This window comes from Exiguobacterium oxidotolerans JCM 12280, from assembly GCF_000702625.1.
Lineage (GTDB): Bacteria > Bacillota > Bacilli > Exiguobacteriales > Exiguobacteriaceae > Exiguobacterium_A > Exiguobacterium_A oxidotolerans.
In genome coordinates, this window is sequence record NZ_JNIS01000001.1 from 435,938 (window position 1) to 448,624 (window position 12,687).

The 12,687-nt window shown below is 48.6% G+C and carries 10 protein-coding genes; 1 reads left to right on the plus strand and 9 read right to left on the minus strand.

What is annotated here, in order from left to right:
- From rsgA to gmk, 9 genes are all read right to left on the minus strand, one after another.
- Entirely contained in the window at positions 1–906 is a 906-nt protein-coding gene (gene rsgA, locus P403_RS0102345; RefSeq protein ID WP_029330871.1) for a ribosome small subunit-dependent GTPase A, read from the minus strand.
- 36 nt (positions 907–942) lie between these two features.
- Positions 943–2,859, minus strand: coding sequence for a Stk1 family PASTA domain-containing Ser/Thr kinase (gene pknB / locus P403_RS0102350; RefSeq protein ID WP_029330872.1), 1,917 nt, complete (start codon positions 2,857–2,859; stop codon positions 943–945).
- Between the two features lie 2 nt (positions 2,860–2,861).
- On the minus strand, positions 2,862–3,596 hold the full coding sequence (locus P403_RS0102355; protein WP_029330873.1) for a Stp1/IreP family PP2C-type Ser/Thr phosphatase: 735 nt from the start codon (positions 3,594–3,596) through the stop codon (positions 2,862–2,864).
- Between the two features lie 61 nt (positions 3,597–3,657).
- The gene (rsmB, locus tag P403_RS0102360) at positions 3,658–4,986 is read right to left on the minus strand and encodes a 16S rRNA (cytosine(967)-C(5))-methyltransferase RsmB (RefSeq protein ID WP_029330874.1); all 1,329 of its coding nucleotides are present in this window, start codon (positions 4,984–4,986) and stop codon (positions 3,658–3,660) included.
- Entirely contained in the window at positions 4,983–6,368 is a 1,386-nt protein-coding gene (fmt, locus tag P403_RS15940) for a methionyl-tRNA formyltransferase (RefSeq protein WP_029330875.1), read from the minus strand. Before fmt ends, rsmB begins: the two co-directional genes overlap by 4 nt.
- Positions 6,369–6,377: 9 nt before the next feature.
- Entirely contained in the window at positions 6,378–8,702 is a 2,325-nt protein-coding gene (gene priA / locus P403_RS0102370) for a primosomal protein N' (RefSeq protein WP_029330876.1), read from the minus strand.
- The gene (gene coaBC, locus P403_RS0102375) at positions 8,699–9,889 is read right to left on the minus strand and encodes a bifunctional phosphopantothenoylcysteine decarboxylase/phosphopantothenate--cysteine ligase CoaBC (RefSeq protein ID WP_029330877.1); all 1,191 of its coding nucleotides are present in this window, start codon (positions 9,887–9,889) and stop codon (positions 8,699–8,701) included. Before coaBC ends, priA begins: the two co-directional genes overlap by 4 nt.
- Positions 9,890–9,945: 56 nt before the next feature.
- Positions 9,946–10,149, minus strand: coding sequence for a DNA-directed RNA polymerase subunit omega (gene rpoZ, locus P403_RS0102380; protein ID WP_029330878.1), 204 nt, complete (start codon positions 10,147–10,149; stop codon positions 9,946–9,948).
- Between the two features lies 1 nt (position 10,150).
- A complete protein-coding gene (gmk, locus tag P403_RS0102385) occupies positions 10,151–10,768 on the minus strand; it encodes a guanylate kinase (RefSeq protein WP_200872407.1) in 618 nt (205 codons plus the stop codon).
- A gap of 169 nt (positions 10,769–10,937) precedes the next feature.
- Between gmk and P403_RS0102390 the strand changes: the two genes are divergently transcribed.
- Entirely contained in the window at positions 10,938–12,632 is a 1,695-nt protein-coding gene (locus P403_RS0102390; RefSeq protein WP_029330880.1) for an Rqc2 family fibronectin-binding protein, read from the plus strand.
- The last annotated feature ends 55 nt before the right edge of the window (positions 12,633–12,687 follow it).

The window sequence follows — 12,687 nt, forward strand, 5'->3', positions numbered from 1 at the left end:
TCAATACCTCCGCGCTCGATTCTTGATTTCCTCTACAAACATACCATAATTCGTATAGCGTGAGGACATGATTTCTTCTGCCTCCACTGATTTTTTGACAGCACAGCCTGGTTCGTTTAAATGCAGGCAACCACGGTATTTGCACGTATCTTGCCGTGCGACGAATTCCGGAAAACACCAACGTAATTCTTCGATTTCCATCTCGTGTGGAAAATCTAGGTTCGAAAACCCTGGCGTATCAGCAATCAAGCCCTCTGCAAGCGGAATTAACGTCACATGACGCGTCGTATGTCGTCCGCGTCCGAGCGATTTCGAGATGTGGCTCGTCTCGAGATCGAGCGTCGGGTCGAGCGCATTCAACAATGAACTTTTTCCGACTCCCGACTGTCCCGCGAGTACACTTGTTTTTTCCTTGAGTAGCGGGCGAACTTCCTCTACCCCTTCTAGCGTCTCACTCGACGTCTCAATCACCTGATAACCGATTTGTCGGTAACCGGCAATCGCCGTCCGGACTTCTGCTTCTGCTGTTCCTTGCAACAAATCCATCTTCGTCAAGATAATAATGGGTTGAATCTCTTTTGCTTCGATTAAGACTAAAAATCGATCGAGCAAATGGGCTGAAAAGTCCGGTTCTGCTGCTGAGACGACAAGCAACGCTTGATCGATGTTTGCGACCGGTGGACGAACTAGGAAATTTTGCCGTTCCTTCACTTCTAAAATGTATCCAGTTTCGCTTTCGATATGCAATACGACCTCATCTCCGACAACAGGACTGATACCACGTTTTCGGAAGTTTCCCCGAGCGCGCGACCGCACCTCGCCCTGCGTCGTCATGACATCATAAAACCCACCTTGTAGACGAATGATCGTCCCGTCCCGATTTTCTTCGATACGATTTTCTGCCATCCCATGCCCTCCTTCAATTTGCGGTTCGTAGCACACTCATTGTTCTGCTTTCGCTTGTTTATAGGTAATCGTTTTCGAGCGATACACTACATCATCTTTATAAATCGTAATTTTCCCTTCTTCGCCCGGATCAATCGTCACCGGAACATCAAATGTTTCATCACTGTCAATCGACTCTTCAATCACCGTACGTTTCCCTTTAGCATCATCCGTCTCGATTCGAATGACTTGCCGCGGCGGATCTTCATCCCCTTCACCTACAGCATCGTAGGCTACTTTTTCCGGGAAGGTCGCCGTCACGGTTTGTTCTTCCTCCCCTTTTGAAATAAAGACCGTCACGGAATCGTTCGGCTCGACTTTGACACCCGCTTGCGGAAATTGGCGAATGACTTGGTCGAGTTCGACTTCACTCGAAAATTCTTGTTCGAATGTACCATCGAGACCTGTCGCGTCCAAGTACGCTTTTGCTTCAGCACTCGACATGTTCGTCAAATCCTTCAATTCAAATGCTGACGAACCTTCGGATACCGTGATTGTAATCGTCTGTTCCTTTGCAATCACTTCAGTTCCGGCTGAAATCGATTGCCGGATGACATTGCCTTGTTTGATGTCTTCCGACTCTTCTTTTTCGACATCTACTTTTGAGAAGCCAGCATCTTTTAAGATCGAGGTCGCTTTTTTCTCCGTTTCGTCCGTTACATCCGGCACTTCGACCGGGTCACTGCCCGTCGAGACAACAAGATTGACCGTTGAACCTTTTTTGACAGTCACTTTTGCCCGCGGTGCTTGACTGATGACAAGTCCTTCATCAATCGTATCACTTGATCGCTCAGTCGATTCGACGATAAAACCGAGTTTCTCAAGTTGTTTTTCGGCCTCGTCCGCATCTTCTTTTGCGACATCCGGCACAACGACCGTCGGATCCGGCCACATCGCGAACGTTGTCGCGGCACCTCCGAGTAAGAGGAGGAATACGAGCACAATCCACCATCGCTTTTTTTTCTTTTGCTTCGGTACAACTGTCGCGACCGTAGCTTCTTCTTCCTTGACCGGAGTCCCGGACGGAGCTGAGACTGGACTTAACACCATCGTTTGCTCCATCGGATCTTCCCCGCGAACCCCTTCATCTGCTCGTTCAGCAGATAAGGCCGTCACCATATCTTCCCGAAATTCAGCAACGGAGTGTTGCCGATCATGCGGAGCCTTCGCTAGTGCCTGCATGATACAATTTTCTAGTGCTTGTGGCACAGCCGGATTCAAGACGGATGGTCGCCGCGCTGTATCTTGCAAGTGTTTTAATGCAACAGCAACGGGTGAATCCCCTTCGAACGGGACGTGTCCTGTCACGAGTTCATAAAGGACAGCACCGAGCGAATAAATATCCGATTTTTCATCGGCAAATTTTCCTTTTGCCTGTTCAGGTGAGAAATAATGCACGGAACCAAGAACGGACATCGTATGTGTCAATGTCGCGTTCGACATCGCGACGGCAATACCGAAGTCCGTCACCTTGACCGTACCATCCTTTCGGACGAGCATATTTTGTGGTTTTATATCCCTGTGGATGATGCGATGGGCATGGGCATGATCAATCGCGCCACAAATCTGACTGATGATTTCAACCGCTTTATTGATTGCGAGCGGTCGTCCTTCACAGTAGGTTTTCAACGTCATCCCGTCGATGAACTCCATCACGATATAGTAAATTGAATCCTCTTCACCGACATCATAGACGGCAACGATATTCGGATGGTTCAAACTCGTCGCAGCATGAGCTTCGCGCTCAAAGCGTCGGATGAATTGTTCATCATGCGAAAATTCAGTTCGTAAAATTTTGATTGCGACATGCCGTTTTAAGATTTCATCATAAGCTTGATAGACATTCGCCATCCCGCCATTTCCAACTAGCCGTTCTATGCGGTAGCGGTCATTTAATCGATCTCCGTATCGCATATTCAGCCCCTCTTTCTTTCTTTGAAACGGATGGCAGCAACGGTGATGTTGTCTGCTCCACCCCGCTCATTCGCCTCAAAAACTAATCGTTCAACGATTTGCTCGAGTGGCGCATCTTCTTGTAGCAGCTGTTGTATTACTTCATAAGGGACTTCATCCGTTAATCCGTCACTACAGACGAGGACCGTTTCATAATCTGGTGCATCCCGGACTTGGACGTCGACGTCGACGAGTTCGTTCGAGCCAATCGAGCGCGTGATGACGTTTCGTCGTGGATGATTTTCGACTTCTTCTTCCGACAGTTCACCTAATTGCTTTAGCATATTGACATAAGAATGGTCATCTGTCAGTTGCTTCAATTGACCTTCTTCAATCGCATAGACTCGACTATCCCCGACGTGACCGATAACGAGGAGTTCGTCCGACCAACAGACGCACGCCATCGTCGTTCCGACGACGGCCAAGTTTTCTGTCTTGGAATACTGTAAGATTTGAGAATTGGCAATTTCCACTTGCTGTTCAATCCAAGAAGATAATTCAGCTGGTCGGCTTGGCATGTCTGCATAGGCATCAGCAAATACTTGATGCACAATCGCGCTTGCCTTCTCACCTGCCGCGTGACCACCCATTCCGTCGGCGACGACGGCAAGCCCTTGTTTTTCATCACCAACGAGTAACACCGTATCCTCGTTTTGCAATCGAACTTTTCCAGTCGTCGTCAGATAAGCTAACTCCATGACCGTCCTCCTCTTCTATCTCACCTACTGTTGATGCATTTAAGAAAATTCAGCGTGCGTGTCATCCTTGCTTTTTAAAGGCTGCGATGTAAAATCCGTCGGTCCCAAGCGTCGTCGGAAGCAACTTGAGCTCTGCCCGTTCTGAAATCAACGGCTGGACGCTTTCTGGCATTCGCCCTTTGAACGACTCATCAAAAACAAACCCTTGGCTTAAAATGAATTCTGTTTGTTGTTCATTTTCGACTGGATCAATCGTACACGTCGAATAGACGAATGTCCCTCCGCGCTTGACGAGTGGAAGAACTGCCTCGATGATTTGTCGCTGAATGATTGGTAACTGTGTTAAATTTTCTGGTTGCTTCGTCCATTTAATGTCGGGTTTCCGGCGGATGACACCGAGTCCAGAGCACGGTGCATCAACGAGAATCCGGTCAAACGATGCTGCATCGAACCGGTCACCGACTTTGCGGGCGTCGAGGGCTTCCGCTTCTACCGTAGTGAGTTCAAGACGTTCTGCCTGTTTTTTTAGTAATTTAATTTTATGTGTGTGTAAATCAAGTGCCGTCAACGTACCTGTCGTCAAGCCTTCCGCAATATGCATCGCTTTCCCACCAGGTGCTGCACAACTGTCGAGTACATGGTCAGACGGTTCTGCTCCGACGGCTCGCGCAACGAGCATCGAACTCTCATCTTGAAGCGAGAGATACCCACGGTCGAGTAAATCCGTTTGTTGGACACTGCCACTGATGATTTCAAGTCCGTCCGGGGCGACGGCGGCTGGTTTAGCGACGACACCTTGGGCTTCGAGTAATTCGACGGCTTCTTCGACGGTCGCTTTATTCCGATTGACGCGGACCGTGACGGGTGCCGCTTCGTTGTTGATTTGACAAATCTTCAATGTTTCGTCTTCCCCGAACAATTCAATCCAGCGCTCGACAAGCCACTCCGGGTGACTCGTCTCAATGCTGATTCGTTTGCTGGTCGAAGGAATCGTCGAGAAGTCTGGTTTCCCTTGACGTAAAACGTTACGCAAGACACCGTTGACGACTTTTGCGATATGCGGTTTCCCACGTGTTTTCGCGATTTCGACCGCTTCGTTGATGACGGCGTGATCCGGAATCCGGTCTAGGTAAAATAACTGATAGACACTCATCCGCAGTAACGGTCGCATGAAGGGATCGAGTTTTTTTTGTGACGCGAGCAACGGATTGAGGATATAGTCGAGTGTCAACTCACGGCTGAGTGTCCCATAGACGAGTTCCGTATATAACCCGACATCCGCTTTCGAGATTGCTCGTTTTTCAAGCATCTGGTGGACGGAGATCGTCGAAAATGCACCACCTTGTCCAATTTTCAATAACGTCGTGACTGCAGCATCGCGTACATTCATGCGTCTTCGCCTACTTTCTGTCCGATTTCGAGCGTCTGACCAATCCCACGCATGAAGGTCGCACCATCCATCCGTTTCTTTCCGGCGGGTTGGAGATCGACGAGTTTCAAGGCGACATTCGAGCCCGTCGCAATGACCGGACCATCACTCTCAAGGGCAATGATTTCGCCAGGCGTTCCTGTTCCTTCACATTTTTCAGCGAAGTAGACTTTAAGACGATCTTTGCCTAGTAGCGTATACGCACTCGGAAACGGATTCATTCCCCGAATATGGTTGTAGAGTTCTTCCCCGGGGCGAGAGAAGTCAAGCCGTTCCCGCTCCCGACTGATGTTTGGAGAAAATGTCACGTCCTCTTCCCGTTGTGCTTCCGGTGTTAGTGTTCCGGCAAATAACTGCGGAAGCGTTTCAATCAATAACCGTGCTCCAGCGTCACTCAATTTTTCGAACATCGTGCCGACCGTATCCCGTTCTTCAATCGGGACGATGATTTTTGATAACATGTCTCCCGCGTCCAGGCGGTCGACCATATACATGATTGTCACACCGGTCTCCTTCTCCCCATCAATGATGGCTTGGTGAATCGGTGCCCCACCGCGGTACTTCGGTAACAACGAGGCATGGACATTGATTGCCCCATATTTTGGTGCCTCAAGCACGGCAGTCGGGACGATTTGTCCGTAAGCTGCCGTGATGATGATGTCTGGGTTCAAATCGAGCAAGTCTTGGTAATCCTCGCGAATCTTCGTTGGTTGCAAGACAGGAATCTCGTGGGCAATTGCAACTTCTTTAACAGGTGTCGGTTTAATTTCGCGTTTTCGTCCGACCGGCTTATCCGGCTGTGAAACGACACCGACGACATTGTACCCAGCATCAATGACTTCACGGAGCGTGCTCGCCGCAAATTCAGGTGTCCCCATGAACACGACACGTGGCGTCGCCTCCTGTTCAACGAGTTTATCCGTGAACAACACGCCGTCGAGATGATCCATCTCATGCTGGATTGCACGCGCGAAAAAGCCACTCGCTTTGATTTTGACGCTACGTCCAAGGCGATCTTGTGTTTTGACGACGATGTGGTCGAATCGTTCGACTGGACCGAAGATACCCGGCATACTGAGACACCCTTCGTCATCGATTTGCGATCCACTTGATTCGATGATTTCCGGGTTGATCAACTCAATCGGACCTGTCTCGTCATCGGTATGGACAACGGCGACACGGATCGGTTGATTAATTTGTGGTGCTGCGAGTCCGACGCCGTCGTATTCATACATCGTGTCGAACATTCGGTCGATCATCTTACCTAACTTTTTATCAAATTTCGTGACGCGTTGACACGTCTGACGCAATACGTCATTTGGAACTTCTACTACTTTATACATACTGCCACCTCACATAAATACGAATGGATTTAAATCCACTGTTACTTGGATCTTTTGTTTGATGCGTAATGCGAGCATCGCGCGGAGTGCCTCCCGCACCTCTTCTTGCCCTTTGTGTTTAATAATGACTTGCTGCCGATACATGTTTTTCAGTCGAGCGAGCGGTGCATCGAGCGGACCATTGACGACGAGGTCGTCTGACTCGAGATGTCGTAGTTGTGCCGCAATTGCTTCAGCCTCTGCTTGGGCTTCTAGTGGATGGGCCGCTGAAATCGTGATGAGTCCTAAAAACCAAAATGGGGGATGCCCACCTAGTTTACGTAATTGCATCTCACGGTTATAAAAGGTTTCATAATCATGTTGTTTTGCGGTTTGGATGACGTAATGCTCGGGATTGTACGTCTGGATGATTGATTGACCGGCCAGTTCACCGCGACCGGCACGTCCTGAGACTTGCGTAATCAACTGGAACGTCCGTTCACTCGCCCTGAAATCAGGAATTCCGAGCGTCGCGTCTGCCGCAATGACACCGACGAGCGTAACATTCGGAAAATCAAGCCCTTTTGCAATCATCTGCGTCCCGAGTAAAATGTTTCCTTCACGTCGTTCAAAGGCATTGAGTAATTTTTCATGTGCCCCTTTGCGTGATGTCGTATCTTGATCCATCCGAATGATTTTCGCTTCCGGAATCAAATGTGCCAGTTCCTCTTCAATCTTTTGCGTCCCCGTCCCGAACTGTCGAATTTTTTTCGACGAACAAGACGGACATTCTTTTGGCATCGCTGCCTCGAACCCGCAGTAATGGCACTTGAGACGATCGGCTTGTTGATGATATGTCAAGTTGACGGCGCAGTGTGGACACTGCAACGTCTCTCCGCAATCGCGACACAAGACGAACGTCGTATAGCCACGCCTGTTGAGCAGCAGGACCGTCTGCTCGCCCCGTTCAATCCGTTGTTTGATTCCTTCAATCAACGGCAAGCTAAAAGGTGTCCGGTTCCCGCGTTCGAGTTCTTTACGCATGTCGATGATATCGACTGGAGGCAACTCCCCACCGAACCGTTCCTTCAATGGTAAATACTGATAGACCCCTTTTTGCGACCGGGCGTATGTCTCAAGGATCGGTGTCGCACTTCCGAGGACGACCGGACAATGATGGAACGCAGCCCGCCACGTGGCGACGTCTCGTGTATGATACCTCGGATTTTCTTCTTGTTTATAGGTCGTTTCATGTTCTTCATCTAAGATGATGATTCCGACATTCGTCAGCGGTGCAAACACGGCGGAGCGTGCCCCGACGACAACATCGACTTCTCCTTGCGCAATCTTGCGCCATTCATCGTACTTTTCACCGAGCGACAACCCACTATGCAAGACGGCGACCCGTTCACCGAACCGACGCTTGAATCGTTTGACCATCATCGGTGTCAGACTGATTTCAGGGACAAGCAAGATCGCCTGTCGGCCCCGTTCAAGCATCGCGTGAATCGACTCGAGGTAAACTTCCGTTTTTCCACTGCCGGTCACACCATGTAGTAAAAATGTCGCCGTTTCGTCCGGCGCCGTAATCGCGTCGACTGCCGCCTGTTGATCGTCTGTCAGCCTCGCGGGCGTAAAGATATCTTGCGTCAAATGTTCGTAGGGATTGCGATTGATGTCCACCGTTTCGACACTGAGGACACCTTTACGTTCTAGCGTATGGACGATGCTTAATGTCAAATCAAGCTCATGCATGACGTGACTCCACATCGTCTCCTTCTGTTCGATTAAATAGTCTCGCAACAATACTTGTTTCGTCGCTTGACTCGACAACGGAACCGACGGATCGAGCAGGCGAATCCGTTTGTCCGTTTTCGTCGTCTTTTTTTCTTTGATGACGGGTTGGAGCTCAACTTCACCTTGACGTGCAGCGAGTAAGATTTCTTGTTGGACTTCACTTGGAAACTGACTGATTTTTTTGCGGTTCCAATGCGAAAATCGAGCAGTTTCCGTCAAAATCAGTTTATCATAACTGACCTTTAACGCCGCAGGTAACATCGCGAGTAACGCCGTCGCTTGATAACAAAGTGTCGTCTCCGACAGATACGAGGAAAGTTCTAACAGTTCCTCCGTATAGGTCGGAACTTCATCAAGAACACGGACAATCGTTTTAATCCGTGTCAAATCACTTTCTTCCTTTGTCGCGACGACGATGCCGAGTAACGCCCGTGGTCCAAAGGGTACTTCGACTCGCATGCCGGGGACGACAAGATTCTGCCACAATTCCGGTACTTCATAATCGAATGGTCGGTCAACGGTCGCTGCTGCTACATCGACGATGACTTCAGCAATCATCGTAAGACCTCAGCGAATTGTTCCAGTAAACCTTTCGCTAAATCCGTTTTCAGTTGTTGACCGTAGTGTCTAGCGGGACCATTTTTCTCGAAAACCGTCACTTGGTTTTCGTCACTTGAAAATCCAATTTCCGGACGGGAGACATCATTTGCGACAATAAAATCAGCATGCTTTCGCTCTAATTTTTTCAGCGCGTGAACTTCGACCTGTTCCGTCTCAGCCGCGAACCCGACAAGCACTTGATGCGTCTTCTGTTCACCCAACGTCCGTAAAATGTCCGTCGTCTCTTCAAGCTCAATCTGTAACGGCCCATCGATTTTTTTCTGTTTTTTCGTATACTGAATCGTCGGACGATAATCGGCCACTGCTGCTGCCATGATAACTAAATCTTGTGCCGCATAACGCGTAAGCATCTCATGGAGCATCTCGTCTCCGGATTCAATCGCCACTGTCGTCATCCCGCTCGGTAGTTCGCCTTTAATCGGTCCATGGACGAGTGTCACCGTAGCGCCAAAATCACGTGCTGCTTCTGCTAGCGCAACACCCATTTTTCCGGACGAATCATTTGTTAAGTAACGGACCGGATCAATCCGTTCGATCGTCGGACCGGCACTGACTAATACATGACGCCCGGCAAGTGGTTTCGTCTCGAAGAGCCCTTTGATGGTCTCGACTAAATCCTCAGACTCCGGAAGACGTCCTTTTCCGACCCAGCCACAAGCAAGATTACCGACTCCTGGTGCAATCACCTGGACGCCGTCTGCCATCAATTGATCGAGATTTCGGACTGTCGCCGGATGTTCAAGCATATTGACGTTCATCGCTGGTGCGACGACGACAGGACACTTCGCAGCGAGAATCGTCGTCGTGATGAAATCATCGGCGATGCCTGTCGCGAGTTTGGCAATCAAATTTGCTGTCGCCGGCGCGACGACGATTAAATCTGCCTCGTCCGCTAAATCGATGTGGGCGATTTTTGAAGCATCGTGTTCGATGAAAACATCATCGTAGACCGGTTTACGTGTCAACGCCTCAAACGTCGTCTTCCCAACGAATTGTTGGGCATTTTTCGTCATTGCGACCTGGACGCTCGCCCCTGCCTGGACAAGTTTCGAGGCGAGTGCTGCTGCTTTATAGGAGGCAATTCCACCTCCGACGCAGAGTAAGATATTACGATTCGTTAGCATATTGGACTCCTCCTTATTGAAAAAAACAGCCACAATGAGGAGTGGCTGCTTCAAAATTAGTCTTGCGGTTGGTTCGTGACCAATACCTCTCCGAAGTAGAGCTCTTCAAGGGCTTTCCCGACTGGCTTATGTGATTTCGGATTTGCGACCTTCACGCGTTTTCCGTCTTGGATTTGACGCGCCCGTTTAGCAGCGACCGTCACGATTGTGTATTTAGAAGGGACTTTCTTTTGTAGCTTATCTACTGATGGATATAACATGTTATTTAACCTCCATGGCTTTTTTATAAAGGGACGCAACGCGTTCCCGACTACAATGTTCCGCAGTAACGATTGCTTGAATCCGATCACACGCTTTGTGAATTTCATCATTCGTCACGACATAATCATAAGCATCCATCATTTCAATCTCTTCTTTTGCAACGAGGAGACGTTGTTTGATGACTTCTTCTGATTCAGTCCCTCGTCCGATGAGACGATTGCGTAATTCTTGAAGACTCGGAGGCGCCAAGAACAAGAAGACCGCTTCTGGGAAGTGCTCCTTCACTTGCATCGCACCTTGTACTTCGATTTCTAAGATGACATCTTTGCCTTCATCTAAGATTTTGTTCACCCAGTCAACTGGTGTACCGTAATAGTTCCCAACAAATTCTGCATGCTCAAGCAATTGGTTGTTTTCAATCATATGCTCGAACTCATCACGTGTTTTGAAGAAATAATGAACACCATCAATTTCTCCTTCACGCGGTTTCCGTGTCGTACATGACACCGAATAATGCAAATTATTGTCCTCGTCTTCACGTAAGGCACGACAAACCGTCCCTTTACCAACACCACTCGGACCAGATAATACGAGTAATAAGCCACGCTCTTTGAAAATCACTTCAGAACCCCTCCATCTAACAAACTTCACATTGTTTCATATTAGCAGTATAGACAGGAAGTTCGCAAGTAATCTTTTTCTAGCTCGACTGCTTTATCATACCATAACGAAGCCGTTTCTGTTACCTTTAGAAAGTGGAAACGAAATCAGGAAAGAAGGTAATATCATGGCTTTTGATGGATTGATGACGACACGTGTCGTCAACGAACTACAGATGCTCGTCGGTGGGCGAATCAATAAGATTCATCAACCGTATGCACTCGATTTAATTTTTAGCATCCGGGCCGATCGTAAGAACGTCACCCTACTCGCATCTGCGAACGCAATGTATGCACGTTTGCACATGACGAGCGAATCGACGAGCAATCCAAGCGAACCCCCGATGTTTTGCATGATGCTCCGGAAGCATCTAGAAGGTGGCTTCATCGAATCAATTGAACAATTAGGACGGGACCGTGTCATTTTGATGCGTATTCGTTCCCGCAATGAACTTGGTGACGAAGAAGCCAAAAAATTATATATCGAATTGATGGGACGTCACTCGAACATTCTATTGACGGATGGTCAGGACAAAATCCTTGATGCGATTAAGCATCTTCCACTCAGTCAAAATACGTTCCGGACGATCATGCCGGGACTACAATATCAACTCCCCCCGCAACAAGATAAAGTTGATCCATTGACTGGGGATATTGAAACAGCCTTACACCGTATCGATTGGAACGCCGGTAAGATTGACCGTCAATTACTCGGGCTGTTCAGTGGACTATCCCCACAAATCGCTGAAGAAGTCGTCTTGCGTGCAGGACTTGCCAATCGCACTTCGCTCGCGGAAGCACTCCGGTCTGTCTTGGACGAACTGGAAGGACCGTACTATTTCCAACGGCTCGCGAGTGGCAAAGAACGGTTTTCGCCCGTTGCCTTACAGCATGGCGAGATTGTCGATGAAAAAACGTTCACGACGAGTGGTGACGTACTTGATGCCTTCTTCCATCAAAAATCGAACCGCGACCGTGTCAAACAACAGGCTGCGGATTTAGAACGCTTCATTAAGAGTGAGTACGAGAAGAACCTCTTAAAACGGACGAAACTCGAACGTGACCTTGCGGCGACTGAGAAGATGGATGAACTGAAGCATAAAGGTGAGCTCTTGACGACCTACTTGTATCAACTACAACGTGGGATGAAAGAAGCGACCGTCGTCGATTATTATGACGAGGACGGGAAAGAAATTACAATCGCACTCGATCCCCGTTTTTCACCGAACGAAAATGCACAACGGTACTATAAACGCTACAACAAACTAAAGACAGCCAAAGTTGAAGTCGCAAAACAATTGACGAAGAATCAACTCGAAATCGATTATTTCGAGTCGTTACTCGCCCAACTCGAGGTTGCTTCACCCGATGATATCCGGGAAATGCGTGAAGAACTCGTCGAAGAAGGCTACTTACGCGAGCGCAGTAAAAAGAAAAAGAAACCGCTCGTCCCAAAACTTGAAGCCTATCAGTCTTCGACCGGCATCGACTTTTTTGTCGGTAAGAACAACAAACAAAATGACTATGCGACGTTCAAATTCGGACGACGCTCTGAAACGTGGTTGCATACGAAAGATATTCCCGGTTCGCACGTCATCATCCGGAGTGATGAACCTGATGAAACGACGTTAAAAGAAGCCGCGATGGTTGCTGCTTATTATTCAAAAGCACGCGAATCGAGTCAAGTCCCTGTCGATTTCACGGAACTCCGTCATGTCAAGAAGCCAAGTGGTGCTAAACCCGGTTTCGTCATCTATACGGATCAAACGACGTTGTACGTCACACCAGATGCGAGTGTCGTACAAGCGCTTCGCTTAAAATGACAAACCGTGGTCGGTACAAACGTGTCAACCGCACACTGATGATTATTTTAGTACG